Raw genomic sequence first — 16,028 nt, forward strand, 5'->3', positions numbered from 1 at the left:
GCTCGGAGTCACTCGGTCCAGTCGGTCTTGCGGTCCTCGCGCCTCGGCTGCCGGCCGGTCCGGAACGGCGAGAGTTCGGAGTCCGCCAGCAGGAAGCGGTGGAGGGAGCCGATCCGGCCGTGGAAGTCCCGGCGCCAGCGGGCCAGTTTCGTGTCGGCGCGTTCGGCCTTCTCCGCCTCCGCCCACTGCTCCCACGTCGGAATCGCCCACAGCAGGAACACCTCGGAGTCACCGGTCATCGCGGTCTCCCACGCGCCCGCGAGCACCCAGCCGTACTCCGACAGCAGGGGCTCGCCGCCCTCCGCCACCCGTTCGAGCAACTCGCGTGCCTTGCCGGGCGTGGTACGGATCTGCTCGTGGGCATACGTCTCGCCGCGCACGCCGTCCGCGCACAGCTCCTCGATGGTGCGCGTCCACGGCGCGGGGACCAGGAGCCGGTCCTCGCCGTGCGAGCGGAACTTGGCGGCTTCCGCCCACCAGTTCGCCAGCTTGGGGTCCTGGAGGGCGGCTCCGCTGAACTCGTGGCGGAAGGACGCGGCCATGCCGTCGAAGCCGTCTTCCTCCCAGATGTTGACCACGGACGGCCAGTCGCGGGTGGTGCCGACGACGCCCCAGACGCCGTAGCAGAGCTGGTGCCGCTCGTCCTGGGCGATAGGGCTCCAGTTCGCGGTCATGTGGTGCATGTAGTTGGCACGGTTGTGGCCGATGATGTCGATGAACTCGTGGATATAGATCTTGTCGTTCGTCACAGGGTTCCCTCCCCTATGCGCACATCGCCTCGGTCATCGGGGCTTCGCCTGTCCGGCTGTCCCACGTGGCGTCCTCGTCCGCTGCAGCACACCGACCGCTTCACCGTACAATTGATATTGTATACGCGGTGTATTTCCCAGCAGCAGTTCGCCCTGCCTTCGAGGAGTCACCGCGGACGCGACGTTCGGCCCCGACTACGCGGAGCACCCGATGGACTCCCCTGCATCCGGCGCCCATCCGCCGGCACCGCCGGCCGGCATCCGCGTCCTGGCTCTCGAACAGAAGCCGCAGCGCTGCACCCTGCGAGTGAAAGTCCATCTGTTTGGTTGCATGCCGGGCTCGCCGTTCGTCACGATGTGCGCGCGGCGCTGCCGATCTCCGGCGTACGCCAACCGCGGGAGGAGGACGGCGTGTTCATCACCCTCGACGAGCCGCGGTCCGGGCACCCGGTCGGCCGGCCGTCGCGACGCCGCCGCTCCCCCACCGCTGAGGAGACCCCCGCATGCACACCGACCTCACCGCCGACGCCGACTCCGCCGCCCCGCGGCACGGCCACCGGTTCCTGCTGATCGGCAAGAAGACGATCTTCAGCTACCACCTCGGCCTCTACTACGTCCCGATCCACGCCTTCCAGATGATCACCACCTTCGGCCTGCCCGACCAGCTGCGGTCGCTCTACCTCGCCGACCTCGCCGAACACGAGAACCAGCAGGTCTACTACTCGCTCTTCACCGAGGGCCACTGGCCGCTCAGCGAGATCGTCGACGGCACCCGCACCTCCCTGCCCGTCGAACTCGAACGCGTCACCGTCGACGCCTCGGGCGGACGCACGTTCACCCCGCTGCTCCCCGCCGTCGACGCCACCTGCCGCAAGCAGGACGTGGTCCACTACGTGCCGCTGGACCCCGACGGCTCCTACCCCGACTACCTGACCTGTCTCGCCTTCGGCCGCGACGACGAGGTCCACCTCGCCCACCGGCTGGCCGCCGCCCCGAACTGGGACGAGGTGATCACCACCGTGAACCCGAAGGGCTTCGAGGCAAGCGACCTCTTCCCGGCGGCGACCGTCACCGTCCCCGCGATCAAGGACGCCCACGGCGTCCTGCAGAAGAGTCCCCTGACCACCGGCACCACCTACGAAGGCCGGATCGGCGACCGCACCGTCACCTTCACCGCCGGCCGCCAGGGCTGGTGGAACAACACGTCGCTCAACAGCAAATAGCTCCAGAAGATAGCTACGGCAAGTAGCTCCCGCCGCAGGAACGCCGAAGCCCCGTCGGATATCCGACGGGGCTTCCCGGCACGACGGCTTCTCCGTCAGTTCCGCGCCGGAGGCACCCGGACCGGGCGGCGTGCGTCGTCCAGAGCCGCCAAACGGCTCATCGCTTCGCGATAGGCCGACCGGTCGAGGGCGTCGGCACGGCGGGCCTCGACGAGTACACGTTCACTCTGCTCCAAGTCGGCCGCCCCGGCATCGAGGGCGGTGTCCCCGTCGGCCGCGGATTCCGCCTCCGGACGACGACGGCGGCGTCGGCGCATCCATTCGGCGGTGGCAACCATCGACAGGACCACGACCCCGTACAGAACGATGCCCACCATGATGATCACTTCCGAGGCGCACTGCCGCCGGACACCCTCACGGCAGAACGGTTCTCCGTTGTCTACGTGTGTCTGGCCGCATGGCCGTCCGCGGCCTCCTGCCACGCCGCCAGCCCCGCCCGAGACGCGTGCTTGGCTTGCCGCAGCCTCGCGCCCGCCATGTCGCCGGGTGAGGTTTCCATGTCCCGAATCATTTTGCGCGCCGCGCCGAGCAGCGCGGATGCGGTGAGGGCAAGGCCGGTCAGCGCAACGATCGAGCCCGCGGCGGTGAGCGCGGTGCCCACCGTGACGAGACGGGTGTCGACGTCGAGCCGGTGCGATGAGTGGTTGTTCTTCACCACTCCACAGTCCGCCACTTTCCGGCGTCCCGCACCACAAGACCGGCAAATGTGTGACAGGACCCCACGGGCCGCGTTTTCGCTGCCGAAGGTCCCCGCACCGGCTGGTCGCTAGCCGCTGCTTGCCGAGCCTGACGCGTTTCACCAGTTGCTGCGGCTCGGGCCGGTACACAGGGCCCAGATGATGGCGACGTCGATGGCGATCACCACAATCGACCACACCGGGTAGTGGGGCAGCCAGGTGAAGTTGGCGATCACGCTCAGCCCGGCCAGGAGTACCCCGAGGAAGCGGGCCCAGGCGGCGCCGCTGAACAGCGCGATGCCCGCCAGGAAGATGACGATCCCCAGGATCAGGTGGATCCAGCCCCAGCCGGTCGAGCTGAACGCGAAGGAGTAGTTCCGCGTCTTGACGATGATGTCGTCCTTCGCGATGGCCGCGATGCCTTGGAAGACCGCCAGCACCCCGCCGATCGTCATCAGCACCGCGGCAACCGCGGTCCAACCTGACGCGCCCGCCCCGCCTGTTCGCTGAGTATGCGTGGCCATGGTGTCGCCTCCTTGTACGTCGAGGCTCGGGTCGACACCCTGTCGTTCCACACTGACCTTTCCGGTGGAACACGGCGACCGCAGCCTCCCCGGCGATCTGATGCGCCCCGATGTCCACGCCACCGCCGCGGTGGCCCGACAGCCGATTCTCCGGTGCCGGGGCAAGCAAACGGCTCAGTCAGGGAGCAGTACCGCCGCACCGTGCACCCGGTCGGCGGCGAGGTCGGCAAGAGCCCGGTCGGCGCGGGCGAGCGGGTAGGGCGTCGTCGTCACCTCAAGGCCGATGTCGGCCGCCGTGCGCAGGAATTCGGTGCCGTCGTGGCGGGTGTTCGCGGTGACGCTGCGGATCTGGCGTTCCTGGAAGAGGTGCCGCTGGTAGTTGAGCACGGGCACGTCGGTGAGGTGGATGCCGGCGAGGGCGAGGGTCCCCGCGCGGTCCAGGGCTTCGAGGGCGGCCGGGACGATGTCGCCGACCGGGGCGAAAATGATTGCGGAGTCGAGGAGTTCGGGTGGTGGGTCGTAGGTGTCCTGGGCGGACGCGGCGCCGAGGGCGAGGGCGAGGCGGCGGGCCGGTTCGGCGCGGGTCATGACGTGGACGGTGGCGCCTCGGGAGAGTGCGACTTGGGCGGCCAGGTGCGCGGAGGCGCCGAAGCCGTAGATGCCGAGGCGGCCACCGGGCGGGAGTTCGGCGCGTTCGAGGGCGCGGTAGCCGATGATTCCGGCGCACAGCAGCGGGGCGAGGCGCTCCGGGTCCGTGCCGTTCGGCAGCGGGTAGGCGAACTCCTCGGGGACGAGAGCATGTTCCGCGAACCCGCCGTCCGCGTCCCAGCCCGTGTACGCGGAGTTCGGGCACAGGTTCTCGCGCCCCGCCGCGCAGTACTTGCACTCCCCGCAGGTGTGCAAGCAGGCCGACGTGCTCATGCTCGCCTACCTGTTCCCGCCCGCCGAACTCGCCGGCCTCTTCGCACACTTGGGCTACGACGTCGACACCGACGCCTTCGACCGCACGATGCGTTACTACCTGCAGCGCACCGCCCACGGGTCGACGCTCAGCGCGGTCGTCCACGCGTGGGTCCTGGCCCGCAGCGACCGGGCCGCGTCGGGGCGGTTCCTGCGCGAGGCGTTGGCCTCCGACGTGTACGACGTCCAAGGCGGCACCACGGCCGAAGGCATCCACTTGGGCGCCATGGCCGGCTGCCTGGACCTGCTGAGCCGCGGGTACCCTGGCCTCGAAGTCCGCGACGACGTCCTCGTCCTCGATCCGGTGCTGCCGCCCGACGTGGGTCCGTTGGAGTTCCACCTCCGGTACCGGGACCACTGGGGTGTCCGCGTGCACGTCTCCCACCGCGGCGTGTCCGTATCCCTCGGGCACGGCCAGTCGGCCCCGATCCGGGTACGTGTCGGGACGGAGGAACGCGTCGTCGAAGCGGGCGGCAGCCGGCGGGTCGCGCTGCCGCCGCGAGCGTGAGCACCCCGCCGCGGCGGGAGAACGGGACGCGGGCCGTTCGGCCCCACCCCACCGGACGTGCCGGGGTTCATCCTGGAAGTGTCTCCACGACGCCCGCCACGGAGGTGGCTCTCATGAACACTCCGGACACCTCGACCGCACCCCCGGCCGCATCGTCGGAAGGCCCCGGGGACGTCCGCGTCGGCGACGTGATGAGCGTCGCGCTGGTCACCGTCGGCAAGGAGGAGTCCGTGCTGATGGCCTGGGAAATCCTCGAGCGCACCGGATTCCACCACTTGCCGGTCGTGGACGGCGAGGGGCGGTGCATCGGCTTGGTCGAACGCTCCGACCTGGCCGTCGTCTGCGCCCAGCCCGCCGCCTCGCTCAGCGAGCGCTACGCCGACGAACTGGTCGCCGGGCACCGTCCTCCCTTGGTGCACGACGACACGCCGGTGACCCGGGCCGCCGCGCACATGACCGAGCTGGGCGTGGATGCGCTGGCCGTGCTCGACTCCGCCGGCACGTTCGTCGGTCTGCTGACCGCCCGCGACCTGGTCGCCGTCCTGGCCGGCCGGCCCCGTCGCCCGCGCCGGACCGCCGGCACCGGCCCGGTGATGTTCAGCCTCGAACCTGTCCTGCCGTACCCGTTCGACGATTGACCCCGGCGACCGGGTAGTTCGGCCCTGCCGCGGCGGCGGCGTTCGTCGGCGCCGCTCAGTCCCGGGTCTCCGCCACGTTGCGGGGGAACCACCCGGCCAGCAGGGCCGCGGAGGCCGCGGTGAGCACCGCGAGCACCGGCATGGCGACGCCGAGCGCACCGGTGAAGGCGTGGGTGATCGCGGGCTCGGCGACCGCCCCGCCGGGTCGGGCCAGGGCTGCCGGAACGGTGGTGGGCGGGTTGCCGCCGTCCCCGATCGCCGGGGGCAGGCGTCGGACGAAGGCGCCGGCCATCACGCTGCCCGTGACGGCGATGCCCAGGGCGCTCCCCAGTTCGCGGCTGAGACTTTGCAGCGCGGAGCCGGCGGCGGCGCGTTCCTCCGGGAGCGCGACCACGATGGCGTGGGACAGGACCGGCGTGGCGATTCCGCAGCCGAGCGCGGTGACGGTCACGCCGGCGGCGTACCGCCAGTAGGGCGTGTCCGGGGTGACGGTGGCCACGACGCCGAGCCCCGTGGCCATGACGAGCATGCCCAGGCAGACGGTCGTGCGTGCTCCGGTCATGCGGCGCACCAGCGGCGCGCAGCGTGGTCCGGCCAGGAGGGCGGCGGCCATCGGGAGAAGGCGGAGTCCGGCGGACAACGGCCCGTAGCCCTTGGTGTACTGAAGGTATTGGCCGTTGATATACAGCAGGCCGAACAGGCCGAGGAACACCACGGCCATACCGAAGGCACCTGCCCCGACCGCCGGGCGGACGAACAGGCGAGGGTCCAACAGCGGCTGCGGCACGCGGAGTTCGTGGATGGCCCAGGCCACCAGCGCGAGGCAGGCCGCGACGGCCGCGCCGACGATCGACGGGCTCGACCAACCGCTTTCGGAACCGCCGAGGATCGCGTACAGCAGTGCCAGCACTCCCCCGGCCAGCAGGCACGTGCCGGTGGCCGGAAGGCTGCGGTGGTGGCGAGGCGGTGCGGGCGCCGCGATGGCGACGACGCCCGCAGCCAACGGCCCGAGCACTGCCATGGCGACGAACAGCGTGCGCCACGAGCCGAGTTCGAGTGCGGCTCCGCCGCCGATGTTGCCGGCGACCGCGGCCAGTCCGGTCATCGACGCCCACACGGCCACGGCCCGCTGCCGGACCGCGCCCGAGACTCCGTGGGTCATCAAGGCGAGGGTGTTGGGCAGGATTCCGGCGGCCCCGACACCGCTGACGACCCGGCCCGCGATCAACTGCCCTATGCCGGGCGCGCACGCACACATCGCCGAGCCGGCGGTGAACAGGCCAAGGCCCGTCAGCAGCACGCGTTTTCGGCCGACACGGTCCGACAGGGCACCGGCCGGGACGAGAAGGCATGCGAAGACGGCGACATAGCCGTCCACCGCCCACAGCACTTCGCGGGCGGACGGTGCCGACGGCCCGGTGGACAGTGCCGGGATGGCCAGGTTGACGGCGGAGACCGCGCCGACGACCAGCGTCACGCACAGCCCCGCCGCCAAGGTCAGCAGTCCGCGGCCGTGCCGTGGCGAGGCGGCGGATGCGGCCGGGCGGGCGGTGTCGGCGAACGGGCGCAGGCGGATATCCATGGCGGTGCTCCAGGGGTCGGCGACGCGGCCGGGCGCGGGCACGCACGAGCCGCGCGGCGGACTCCGGGGCGGTCCGTCGTGGTGGGAAGCGAGGAAGAGGTCAGCCGGCGGGGTCCGGCCGGAAGTGCCTAGGTCCGCGGCGGTTGCCCGCCGCGGGCGAGGGTGCCGTGCAGCGAGATGCGGTCGCCGCGCACGTGGAGGTACTCCAGGTCCACCGGGCGCCCGCCGCCGAGCCGGGTCAGGCGCTCGACGAGGAGCACCGCGCCGGGTGCGGGCATGCCCAGGACGCGCGCGGTGGCGGCGTCGGCGGTCACGGCCTGCACGGTGACGTCCGCGGTGCCCAGGGGGTGGCCGCATACGGTCTCGATGAGGTGGAAGACGTCGTTGTCCTCCAGTTCCCGCCAGGGCAGTCGCAGCAGCGGCGTGCCGACCTCGGGCGCCAGATACGTGCAGTCCAGCGACACCGGCTGCCCGTCGAGCAGCCGCAGCCGTTCGAGGTAGACGACCTCGTGGTCCGGGAGCAGTTGCAGGCGATGGGCCACGGCGGGTGGGGCCGGGAGCCGGTGGGCGGCGCGGACCCGGTTCTCCACCTGGCCGTGTCGCCGCAACGCCTCGGCCAGACCGGCGAGTTCGTCGATCGGATGGCGGTACGGGCGGGACCGGACGACGGTGCCGACACCCCGGCGCCGCTCGACCAGGCCTTCGTCGGCCAGCACGCGCAAGGCGTCCCGGACGGCGTTGCGGGACGCGGCGAACTCGACCCCCAGGGCTCGCTCGTCGGGCAGCAGCCCGGATCCGAACGCGCCGCGGAGGATCTGCCGGCGCAGCACTCCGGCGATCCGCCGCGCGGTATCCGCACGCAGCGGCACCGCGGTGCCGCCCGGCTCCCCCGCTGCTTCGTCCGCCATGGACAGCCCTTCGCTTTCCGGTACAGAACGGTGTCTTTCGCCGTCCAGCCTAGGAGCCGCGCATTTCCGGCACGTTACGCCACCCCCTCTGACCTGCAACGATGCTCCGACCTGCGGTTTCGCTGCGGGCCGGGAAACCTCCGCCACGGCCGAACGCCGCGCGCACGGCTCGGCGCCGTGGCGTAGCCCGGATGCCCGGCCACGGAGCGCCCTGGGGGATGCGCGCCTAGCATCCCGAATATGGGCCCTACTGACGCGGGCAGGCGGAACAGGCGCACCCGCGAGGGTGATGCGGCCTCCGGAGACCGGCCGGACGCGACGCAGCCCCCCGACGACGACGCCGCGGCGCCGGACCCGATGATCCGGGTCCGGGACGCGAGCGAGCACAACCTGCGGCACGTCGACGTCGCGATCCCCCGGGACCGGATCGTCGCGTTCACCGGGGTGTCGGGGTCCGGGAAGTCGTCACTGGCGTTCGCGACGATCTTCGCCTCGTCCCAGCAGCGCTACCTGGAGTCGGTCGCGCCCTATGCGCGACGGCTGATCGACCAGGGGCCGGCGCCGCGGGTCGGCGACATCACCGGGCTGCCGCCGGCGGTCGCGCTGCGTCAACAGCACAGCGCCGGGAGCACGCGGTCGACGGTCGGGACCGTCAGCCGGCTGTCGAACGTCCTGCGGATGCTGTACTCGCGGGCCGGCACGTACCCGGTCGGACGCGGACCCGGCGATCTGGCGGGGACCTTCCCCCGGGACGCGGCACCGCTGGACTCCGACGCCTTCTCCCCGAACACGGCCGCCGGCGCCTGCCCGACCTGTCACGGGCTGGGGCGGCTGCACCGCGTGGACGAATCGCTGCTGGTGGGCGATCCGGATCTGAGCATCCGCGACGGGGCGATCGCCGCGTGGCCGTTCGGGTGGGCGCGCAAGAACTACCGGGACATCCTCGACGTCCTGGGCATCGACGTCGACGTGCCGTTCCGCACGCTGCCGAAGAAGCAGCGGGAGTGGCTGCTGACCACCGAGGAGCATCCGACGGTCACGGTGTATCCGGACCGCGGCGAAGGCTACGAAGGCTCCTACGAGGGCACGTACACCAGCCCGCGCTCCTGGGTCCTGCACGCGTTCGCCACGACGAAGTCGGCGGCCATGCGCGCGCGGGCCGCCGCGTTCCTGACCGACGACCGGTGCCCCGCCTGCGACGGGCGGCGGTTGAATCCCGAAGCGCTGGCGGTGACGGTGGGCGGGCAGGACATCACCGTCACCAACGCCATGCCGCTGTCGCAGTTGGCGACGTTCCTCGAAGGTGTCCCGGCGCATCCGGACACGGCGCTCCTCCCCGCCGAGCGCCGCCAGGCCGCGCAGGCCCTGACGAACGGTCTGCGCAGCCAGGTCCGGACGCTCATCGACGTCGGGCTGGGCTATCTCGCGCTGGGCCGCACCACCTCGACGCTGTCGGCCGGCGAGTTGCAGCGGCTGCACCTGGCGACCCAGATGCGCAGCGGGCTGTTCGGCGTGCTGTACGTCCTGGACGAGCCCTCGGCCGGGCTGCATCCCGCCGACACCGAGATGCTGCTGGCCGCGCTGCGCCGGCTGCGCCGGGCCGGGAACAGCGTGTTCGTCGTCGAGCACAACCCGCAGGTGATCGCGACCGCGGACTGGATCGTGGACCTCGGCCCGGGCGCCGGCCGCTTCGGAGGCGAGGTCCTGTACAACGGCACGGCCGACGGCATCGGTTCCGCGGACCGGTCGGTGACCGCGCGGTATCTGCGTCCCGGGGCGGCCGTCGCCCCGCATCCCGAGGCGCCCCGCGAACCGCGGGGGCGGCTGCGCCTGGAAGGCGTGACGGGGCACAACCTCCGGGATCTGGCGGTGTCCTTCCCGCTGGGCACGCTCACCGCCGTCACCGGGGTTTCCGGTTCGGGGAAGTCCACGCTGGTCGAGCGGGCTCTGGCCGAGACCGTGCGCCGGCACCTGCGGATCGAGCCTTCCGCGGGCGACGAGGACGAGACCGTCGAGATCGGTCCCGGAGCGGCCGGTCCCACCGAGCCGTCGGCGGGCGACGCGGTGTGGAGCCTCGACGACGACGTGGTGACGGTCGCCGCGGCCGACGGGCTGGACGCCGTGGACCGGCTGGTACGCGTCGACCAGAAGCCCATCGGCCGCACGCCTCGCTCGAACCTGGCCACGTACACCGGCCTGTTCGACAGCGTCCGGGCGCTGTTCGCCGCCCAGCCGGAGGCGAAGAAGCGCCGCTTCACCGCCGGCAGGTTCTCCTTCAACGTCCCCGCCGGCCGCTGCCCCCGCTGCCTCGGCGACGGCGTGGTCAGCATCGAGATGCTGTTCCTGCCCACCGCGACGGCCCCCTGCCCGGTCTGCGAAGGGGCGCGCTACAACCCCGAGACGCTGACCGTCCGCGTGGCCGGCAAGACCATCGCCGACGTGCTGGCGATGACGGTGGACGACGCCGCCGTCTTCCTCGCCGACCTGACGCCGGCCAACCGGATTCTGCGGCTGCTGTCCGACATCGGCCTGGGCTACCTGACCCTCGGGCAGTCCGCCACGACCCTGTCCGGCGGCGAGGCCCAACGCATCAAACTGGTCAGCGAGCTGCACCGTGCGCCGCGCGGCCACACCCTGTACCTGCTGGACGAGCCGACCAGCGGGCTGCACCCGGCCGACATCGACCTGCTGGTGGCCCGCCTGCAGCACCTCGTCGACGCCGGCAACACGGTCGTCGTCGTCGAACACGACCTGCGCACCATCGCCGCCGCGGACTGGCTCGTCGACCTCGGGCCCGGGGCCGGCGACGACGGCGGACGCCTCGTGGCCGAAGGCCCGCCGAAAGACCTGGCCTCCGCACCCGGGACCGGCTCCCTGACCGTGTCGCACCTCCGCCACCACATCCGAGCCGGGTCCCGACCGAAATCCGCGGGCTGACCGGGCCGTGCCAGGCGGGCGGTGCACGCCCCCTGCCGGTGCTCGGCGGCGGGGGCGCACCGGCGGTCCGCCGGCGGCGCGGCAGCCCCGCGGCAGGGACCACCCAGCCGGCTTGCCGCCCGGGAAGTCTCGCGTGCGGTGGCCCTGCCGGTCGGCCGCAGACCCTCACGTTTCGCAGTCGTCCGGGGGGAAGTAGCTGGAGGTGATCCGGTAGGTCCCGGGGCGTGAAGCGGTCAGTTGTATCCAGGGGCCGCTCGCACGCAGGCAGGCACCGTCGGCATACAGCCAATGCGAGTAGGCGGCACGCACCGTGACCGTGCCCGGGCGGGGCATGGTGAGCACGATGTCGGCGTCGCCGGCCCGGACCACTTCGGCGGGGGCGGTGGCCAGGGGCACGGCGTCCTGGACGCGGAAGACGGTCCAATAGGTGTCGTTCCAGACCGGCTGCAGCCAGGAGCCCAGGCGGCCGGACCGGATCAACGCGGCCTCGGTCTTGGCGTAGCTGTCCGGCGGGGCGTGCGGCAGGACGACGTAGCCGACCGCCCAGTCGTTCAGCCACGCCCGATAGCTGGCCGCGTCCAGCTCGTCGGCGTAGAACAGCCGGCCTCGCTCCATGTCGAGTTGGCGGTTCCAGCCGCGCACCGCCTGGAAGTACTGGGCGAACACCCGGGCCTCGCGGTGCGAGCCGGTGGGGACCACTTCGACACGGCCGCGGTACGCGCCCAGCCGGTCCAACTCGGCGATGACCCCGGCGGTGTGCCGCGACCAGCCGGGCACATCCGTGTGATTCACCACGTCTCGGGCCGTCGCCACCGCCGTCCAGATCACGCACATCGCGAGCCCCGCGGCGCAGAAGCGCGTGCGGAAGGACGCGCCACGACCGACGCGGAGCAAGGACCGCAGGGGCTGCGGGTTTCGCCGTCTGCGCTCGAACCAGATGGCCAGCAGCGCGGGCGCGCCGAACAGCGCGCCCAGGCGCTCGACGTTGGTGCCCACCGGCGAAGGAATCAGCCAGGTCAGCACCACGCCGACGGCGTAGACCGCACCGCCGGCCCGCAGCACGCGCCAGTCGCGCGGTGCCGTCAATGCCACCACGACGCCGGCCAGGACCGGCAGGATGATCCGCGCGGCAGCCATGGGCTGTTGGCCTTGCGACGGGAACAACAGGGCCACCAACCCGCCGACCACACCCGTCGGTACGATCAGAGCCAGGCCTCTCGCCCACTGCCGGTCGAGCAGGAACCCCGCGCCCGCGACGAGCAGGAACAGGCCGGCGACGGGGCTGAACAGCACGGTCAGCCCCGTCCCCGCGACCCCCGCGACGAGCCGCCACACGGGCGTGTGCCGCCCCACGAGGACCAGCAAGGTGCCCAGCGCGCTGGCGACACCGAGAGCGAACGTGGCGCGGCCCGAGACCACGTTGGCCCACAGCGCCAGCGCCCCTATCAGCGCCGGCCAGGTCGGCACGTTCCGGGTGGTGCGCACCAGCAGCGCGGCCAACAGCCAGGTCGAGACCAGCCCGCTGAGGACGGAGAGCGTACGGACCCCGACCAATGCCATCAGCGGTGGCGAGAGGACGCTGTAGCTGCCGACGTCGATCCCGCCGAACCAGAACAGGCCGTACGGAGTTCCCGGATGCCGCACGGCGAACTCCGCCCAGGAGTACTGAGCCGCGAGATCACCGCCCCCGGTGGCCCACAGGAGGCCCCATCCCACATACAGCGGCAGCACAAGCGCAGCCGCCACATGGCATATCCGCCACCGGGACGGGGACGCACCGGACGGCTTCGCGGGCTCGCGGTCCCCGCCCTGCCGCGGACGGGGCACCCGGCCAAGCCGACCACCGCGCCGTTCGCCGGGGGCGGTGCCGACGGCCGCCGTCACGATGCGGCCGCCGACGCGTCCGAACGCCGGCCGCCGCGGCACGGATCCCACCGCAGGCGGCACGGTCGAGCGAAATGGTTCCGGCCGGCGCCCCCGCGCGGCTCACTCATGACAGGTTCCTCACAAGCACAACTGGGCTCCCCAACCGTTCGACGGATGCGGAGCCTACTCAGGCATCTAGATGACGCACGAAGACTAATTGGCCGAGCGCGTCGTGTGGTGCTCGGGGCGGACCGGGTTCGATCAAGGGGACGACTGCCGTCGCGGATGTCGGCGATCCGCTCCCCCGGCCTGCCTCGTGCTCGGGCAGGGTAGCCGGTTCGTCGGGGGACCACGCCGTTACCGAGGGCCACCGCCTCACGCCCGCGCAAGTTGGCCGCGAACACCGCCGCCTGGCGGCACCGCGCCGACACCCGCGCCCGTCGGCGTGTTGGTGATCCACCGCCGGAGTGTCAGTCCAGAAAGATCCCGGCGAGGCGCGGCAGCCGACGACGCACCTCGTCGCCGTCGGCGACGTCCCACCGGACTCCGGCCGGCTCGGTCATGACACGGAGCGGACCGGCTTCCGGGGAAGCCTCCAGCGCCGCGTCGAGCCCGTCCGGTTCACCGGTGAGACGCTGGTAGGCCCGGTGGGCCGCCCGGTTGAAGTCCTCGTTCCCGATGAGCACGTCCCCGCCGTCCCGCACCGCCGGATGGTCGGCGAGAGCGTCCGGATCGGCGAGCGCGCGCTCGTACCAGTTCCGGCCGAGCGAGATGAGGCCGTCGCGGAAGTCCATGAACCCGTCGTCGGACCACCAGCCTTCGATGAGGAACGCCGCCGCCCACAGGTCGTACCGGTAAGCGTGATCACGCAGCTGCCACTGGCGCAGCGAGAACCCGACGATCTCGGCAGGCGTGCGGCCCACGAGCCGCTCCTCGCACGCGCGCTCGATCGCGTCGCGCCGATCGTCGAAGTCCGCTTCCCGCGCGTCGACCTCGGCGCACGCGTCGTCTATCAGAGCCCAGAACTCCTCGACATCCATCACGGGCCGAGTCTGCCAGGCGCGCGGGTACCCCATGCCTGCGGCATAGCCGGCGCCGGACCGGCACACTGCCATGCCCGGCGGGCCGCCGGGTGGTGTCGTGCCGCGACGCCACCCGCGACCGTACCGCGCTGTGGATGAAGGAGATGTACGGCCTGCGGTCAGTCCCATGTGTGGTCGGGGTGGCCGCGGGTACGCAGGCGCCGTTTCAGCTCCGCCTCGCGCAAGTGGCGCCGACCGCCCACGAGGTCGTCTCGCAGGCGCTGCTCGGCGTCGGCGAACGGACGGTAGTAGGTGTCGTCGTACTCCTCGACGATCTGAAAGGTCCAGTGGCCCGGAATCACATTGCGGCCGGCTATCTCGGCTGCCAGGAATGCGGCCGCGTCGTGGTGGCCGGCGTTGCGCAGCATGGCGACCGCGTCGTGCAGGATGCGGTCGGCGCTTCCGGTCAGCTGATGGAACGCGTACAGGTGCCCTCGGGCACGGACGGTGTACTCCCACGCCTCCGACACCCTGCCCAGGGCGTCGATGGCGTCGTCGCCGACACCGTCCGGACGACGATGGGCGTCGTCGCCGGGTTCACCCGCGGCGTCGCTCACGATGCTTCTCCCTGCTCCGTAGGACTCGGGGGATGATCCACCCGGCTGCTGCCCAGGGACACCTCGGGACGCCGACCGTCAAGGCGACATCATCCACGGATCCCGCAGGTCGAAGTACGACACGTCCTCCATCAACGCGGTCGACGCGTCCCACACCTCGCGCAGCTCGGCGGGCACCTCCTGGCTTTCGCCGGCGCGGGCCTCCGCCTCCGAGACGAAGTAGACGCTGTCGGTGAACCCGCCGTCGCCGTGCAGTGCGGTGATTCCCCCGATGACGTCCGGTCGGAAATCGCCGAACTTCTCGTCCATCTCCCGGCTCAGCGCCCGCATGCGCGGCATGTCGGTGACGCGTCCTTGGATCACCTGGACGAAACCGGCGCTGTCCGAGCCGCCCGCCCGGTGCGTTTCGACCTCGGCGCAGTCGTGGAAGACCACGTCGCTGAACAGGCTCGACACGTCGTTCCACCACGCGGCCTGTTCCGGCCGCTCGCTGTTGCGCCGCGCCGCGTCCACGGACTCGAAGCGCACGAGGGCGATGAACTTGCCGTCGTCGGTCACCCCGCCGGTCGACCCGAGCCAGCCCGCCGCCCCGGGGGCCAGCTCTGTCTTCCACCGCTCAAGCGCGGCCTTGAGCGCCGCGGCGTCGGAAACGCCGCCCTGAATCACCTGGACGAACATGCGGTGCTCCGCTCGATGAGACGGTGACAGAAGCGCAGTGCCCGTTCCCGCCACGTCGAGCCGAAATCCCGCCGGGCGCCCGCTTCACCCGGATGCTGGACACCGTCCGTCGGCCGCACGAGCGGACCTGCGGGGTCTCTCGGCTTGGCCGGGATCGTCGGCGATCTCCATGCGGTGCGCCCGCCGGAAGACCTCGTGCCGGGCAGTCACGGGGTGATGCCCAGCGCCTTCCCCATCAGGTCGCTGAGGCCTGTGCGTGTACCGGCCAGGAAGCCGCCGTCGACCGCGAGCGCTTGGCCGGTGACGAACGACGCGTCGTCCGACGCCAGGAACAGCGCCGCCGCGGCGATCTCGTCCGGGCGGCCGAAGCGCCCGAGCATCTGAAGCTCGCGGTACTGCTCGCGGTAGGCGGTCATGTTGCCCGCGCCCATGACGGCGCGGAACATCGGCGTGTCGATGAAGCCGGGGCAGATCGCGTTCACGCGGATGCCCGCGCGCCCGTAGTCGATCGCCATGTTCTTGGTGAGGGTCACGACCGCGCCCTTGGACGCGTTGTACGCGCTGCCGCCCTCGGTGCCCTGGAGGCCCTCGACGCTGGCGATGTTGATGATGCTGCCGGATTGCCGGCCGATCATGACGCGCAGCGCGTGCTTGGCGACGAGGAAGGTGCCCTTGAGGTTGACGTCGATGACGCGGTCCCACTCGGCGGTTTCCAGGGCGTGCACCACTCCCCCGCCGGAGACGCCGGCGGAGTTGACGACGATGTCGAGGCGCCCGTGCTCGGCCGCGATCCGCTCGACGGCGGCCGCTACCGCTGCTTCGTCCCGTACGTCGGCCTCGATCAGCTCCGCGCCGGGGAACGCGCCCTCGGGTTTGCCCAGGTCCAGGCCGACCACGGTGGCGCCCTCGGCGGTGAAACGCTCGACGCAGGCCAGGCCGAGACCGGACGCGCCCCCTGTCACCAATGCCACCCTGCGCTGCAGCCTGTTGCTCATGACGACGTCCTCCGCGGGTTCCGAAGCCGGTGGGCTGCGGAAGCTAGAGCAGGCGAGCGGCGACGGCAAGGGAGATGGCTGTGC

Annotated in this window: 16 protein-coding genes; 4 read left to right on the top strand and 12 right to left on the bottom strand. The window is 71.8% G+C overall.

What is annotated here, in order from left to right:
• Nucleotides 1-8: 8 nt before the first annotated feature.
• A complete protein-coding gene (locus tag ACPA54_RS25815) occupies nucleotides 9-749 on the bottom strand; it encodes a hypothetical protein (protein WP_423533589.1) in 741 nt (246 codons plus the stop codon).
• 503 nt (nucleotides 750-1,252) lie between these two features.
• On the opposite strand from ACPA54_RS25815, the gene ACPA54_RS25820 reads away from it, so the two are divergent.
• On the top strand, nucleotides 1,253-1,972 hold the full coding sequence (locus ACPA54_RS25820; RefSeq protein WP_423533591.1) for a hypothetical protein: 720 nt from the start codon (nucleotides 1,253-1,255) through the stop codon (nucleotides 1,970-1,972).
• A gap of 95 nt (nucleotides 1,973-2,067) precedes the next feature.
• Here ACPA54_RS25820 and ACPA54_RS25825 read toward each other — a convergent pair whose 3' ends face one another.
• From ACPA54_RS25825 to ACPA54_RS25840, 4 genes are all read right to left on the bottom strand, one after another.
• Entirely contained in the window at nucleotides 2,068-2,349 is a 282-nt protein-coding gene (locus ACPA54_RS25825; protein ID WP_423533593.1) for a hypothetical protein, read from the bottom strand.
• Between the two features lie 62 nt (nucleotides 2,350-2,411).
• Complete coding sequence (locus tag ACPA54_RS25830) at nucleotides 2,412-2,687, bottom strand: hypothetical protein (protein WP_423533595.1); 276 nt, start codon at nucleotides 2,685-2,687, stop codon at nucleotides 2,412-2,414.
• A 141-nt stretch (nucleotides 2,688-2,828) separates the two neighbouring features.
• On the bottom strand, nucleotides 2,829-3,233 hold the full coding sequence (locus ACPA54_RS25835) for a DUF7144 family membrane protein (protein WP_423533597.1): 405 nt from the start codon (nucleotides 3,231-3,233) through the stop codon (nucleotides 2,829-2,831).
• Nucleotides 3,234-3,407: 174 nt separating this feature from the next.
• A complete protein-coding gene (locus ACPA54_RS25840) occupies nucleotides 3,408-4,154 on the bottom strand; it encodes a zinc-binding alcohol dehydrogenase family protein (protein ID WP_423533599.1) in 747 nt (248 codons plus the stop codon).
• Between ACPA54_RS25840 and ACPA54_RS25845 the strand changes: the two genes are divergently transcribed.
• On the top strand, nucleotides 4,129-4,701 hold the full coding sequence (locus ACPA54_RS25845) for a glycosyl hydrolase family 65 domain-containing protein (protein ID WP_423533600.1): 573 nt from the start codon (nucleotides 4,129-4,131) through the stop codon (nucleotides 4,699-4,701). The genes ACPA54_RS25840 and ACPA54_RS25845 overlap by 26 nt on opposite strands.
• Before the next feature lie 113 nt (nucleotides 4,702-4,814).
• Nucleotides 4,815-5,339 (top strand): CBS domain-containing protein, encoded by a 525-nt coding sequence (locus tag ACPA54_RS25850; protein WP_423533602.1) that lies wholly within the window; start codon nucleotides 4,815-4,817, stop codon nucleotides 5,337-5,339.
• 55 nt (nucleotides 5,340-5,394) lie between these two features.
• Here ACPA54_RS25850 and ACPA54_RS25855 read toward each other — a convergent pair whose 3' ends face one another.
• Entirely contained in the window at nucleotides 5,395-6,921 is a 1,527-nt protein-coding gene (locus ACPA54_RS25855) for an MFS transporter (protein ID WP_423533604.1), read from the bottom strand.
• A gap of 128 nt (nucleotides 6,922-7,049) precedes the next feature.
• A complete protein-coding gene (locus ACPA54_RS25860) occupies nucleotides 7,050-7,829 on the bottom strand; it encodes a GntR family transcriptional regulator (protein WP_423533606.1) in 780 nt (259 codons plus the stop codon).
• A 357-nt stretch (nucleotides 7,830-8,186) separates the two neighbouring features.
• Here ACPA54_RS25860 and ACPA54_RS25865 point away from each other — a divergent pair, with 357 nt between their 5' ends.
• Nucleotides 8,187-10,766, top strand: coding sequence for an excinuclease ABC subunit UvrA (locus ACPA54_RS25865; RefSeq protein WP_423533855.1), 2,580 nt, complete (start codon nucleotides 8,187-8,189; stop codon nucleotides 10,764-10,766).
• A gap of 165 nt (nucleotides 10,767-10,931) precedes the next feature.
• Here the strand turns inward: ACPA54_RS25865 and ACPA54_RS25870 are convergent, their stop codons facing one another.
• From ACPA54_RS25870 to ACPA54_RS25890, 5 genes are all read right to left on the bottom strand, one after another.
• A complete protein-coding gene (locus ACPA54_RS25870; RefSeq protein WP_423533608.1) occupies nucleotides 10,932-12,512 on the bottom strand; it encodes a hypothetical protein in 1,581 nt (526 codons plus the stop codon).
• 590 nt (nucleotides 12,513-13,102) lie between these two features.
• Nucleotides 13,103-13,672, bottom strand: coding sequence for a DUF4240 domain-containing protein (locus ACPA54_RS25875; protein ID WP_423533857.1), 570 nt, complete (start codon nucleotides 13,670-13,672; stop codon nucleotides 13,103-13,105).
• 161 nt (nucleotides 13,673-13,833) lie between these two features.
• The gene (locus ACPA54_RS25880; protein WP_423533610.1) at nucleotides 13,834-14,271 is read right to left on the bottom strand and encodes a hypothetical protein; all 438 of its coding nucleotides are present in this window, start codon (nucleotides 14,269-14,271) and stop codon (nucleotides 13,834-13,836) included.
• A 78-nt stretch (nucleotides 14,272-14,349) separates the two neighbouring features.
• Complete coding sequence (locus tag ACPA54_RS25885; protein WP_423533612.1) at nucleotides 14,350-14,949, bottom strand: hypothetical protein; 600 nt, start codon at nucleotides 14,947-14,949, stop codon at nucleotides 14,350-14,352.
• A 206-nt stretch (nucleotides 14,950-15,155) separates the two neighbouring features.
• Nucleotides 15,156-15,944 (bottom strand): SDR family NAD(P)-dependent oxidoreductase, encoded by a 789-nt coding sequence (locus ACPA54_RS25890; protein ID WP_423533614.1) that lies wholly within the window; start codon nucleotides 15,942-15,944, stop codon nucleotides 15,156-15,158.
• Nucleotides 15,945-16,028: the final 84 nt, after the last annotated feature.

Origin of the sequence: Uniformispora flossi (genome assembly GCF_049534875.1) — a bacterium.
Classification (GTDB): domain Bacteria; phylum Actinomycetota; class Actinomycetes; order Streptomycetales; family Streptomycetaceae; genus Yinghuangia; species Yinghuangia aomiensis.

Excerpts from the sequence above, each read along its gene's own strand:
- ACPA54_RS25855 (WP_423533604.1), bottom strand. The coding sequence starts at position 6,921 with ATGGATATCCGCCTGCGCCCGTTCGCCGACACCGCCCGCCCGGCCGCA.
- ACPA54_RS25825 (WP_423533593.1), bottom strand. The coding sequence starts at position 2,349 with ATGGTGGGCATCGTTCTGTACGGGGTCGTGGTCCTGTCGATGGTTGCC.
- ACPA54_RS25885 (WP_423533612.1), bottom strand. The coding sequence starts at position 14,949 with ATGTTCGTCCAGGTGATTCAGGGCGGCGTTTCCGACGCCGCGGCGCTC.
- ACPA54_RS25820 (WP_423533591.1), top strand. The coding sequence starts at position 1,253 with ATGCACACCGACCTCACCGCCGACGCCGACTCCGCCGCCCCGCGGCAC.
- ACPA54_RS25865 (WP_423533855.1), top strand. The coding sequence starts at position 8,187 with ATGATCCGGGTCCGGGACGCGAGCGAGCACAACCTGCGGCACGTCGAC.
- ACPA54_RS25850 (WP_423533602.1), top strand. The coding sequence starts at position 4,815 with ATGAACACTCCGGACACCTCGACCGCACCCCCGGCCGCATCGTCGGAA.
- ACPA54_RS25890 (WP_423533614.1), bottom strand. The coding sequence starts at position 15,944 with ATGAGCAACAGGCTGCAGCGCAGGGTGGCATTGGTGACAGGGGGCGCG.
- ACPA54_RS25860 (WP_423533606.1), bottom strand. The coding sequence starts at position 7,829 with ATGGCGGACGAAGCAGCGGGGGAGCCGGGCGGCACCGCGGTGCCGCTG.
- ACPA54_RS25840 (WP_423533599.1), bottom strand. The coding sequence starts at position 4,154 with ATGAGCACGTCGGCCTGCTTGCACACCTGCGGGGAGTGCAAGTACTGC.
- ACPA54_RS25835 (WP_423533597.1), bottom strand. The coding sequence starts at position 3,233 with ATGGCCACGCATACTCAGCGAACAGGCGGGGCGGGCGCGTCAGGTTGG.
- ACPA54_RS25875 (WP_423533857.1), bottom strand. The coding sequence starts at position 13,672 with ATGGATGTCGAGGAGTTCTGGGCTCTGATAGACGACGCGTGCGCCGAG.